Genomic DNA, 536 nt, shown 5'->3' with positions numbered 1-536 from the left:
TCTGGTCTTGATCAATAATCGCAATCGGTAAATGATCCGGTTTCCCTTGAGCAAACATGCTGCTGAATAAAATAATCACCAGTGCAGGTGCGAGCGTGACCAGACACAGATCCCATTTTTCTCGGAGCAGATAGCGCAGTTCGCGCCATATACCCGTCCACATTATGGGGTCTCTTTCAGTTTAAATAATACGCTCATCCCGACTTTGAGTTCAGGAATCGCTGGTGCGGGCACAAGATGCAGCTTAAAACTGCGCACATCATAACCGCCGGTTTGGCGTGTGGTCTTAATGGTGGCAAATTCGCCTTCAGCACTGATCTGTCTAATTTGAAAAGTGGCGGTTTTATCTAGGGCGGGAATATAACCTGCAATACTGCTCATTTTCTGAAATGGGGCATATTGGTCTTCACGAATATTCAGGCTCACCCACATCTTGTCTTCAATGAGGCTGACCACAGGGACTGCGGTGGCTACCAGCTCCGAGACTTTGCCATAGGTTTTAGACACCGTTCCGTTTACAGGTGCTACTAATTGGG

General features: G+C 47.6%; 2 pseudogenes. Both read right to left on the bottom strand.

Features of this window, described 5'->3' with window-relative positions:
- Positions 1–163: pseudogene (locus NI468_RS16125) on the bottom strand (ABC transporter permease); the annotation flags it as partial.
- Positions 163–536, bottom strand: a pseudogene (locus tag NI468_RS16120) (HlyD family secretion protein); the annotation flags it as partial. The pseudogenes NI468_RS16125 and NI468_RS16120, both read right to left, overlap by 1 nt.

This window comes from Acinetobacter lwoffii (assembly GCF_024129355.1).
Taxonomy (GTDB): Bacteria; Pseudomonadota; Gammaproteobacteria; order Pseudomonadales; family Moraxellaceae; genus Acinetobacter; species Acinetobacter lwoffii_I.
This window is presented reverse-complemented; position numbering and strand designations above follow the sequence as displayed.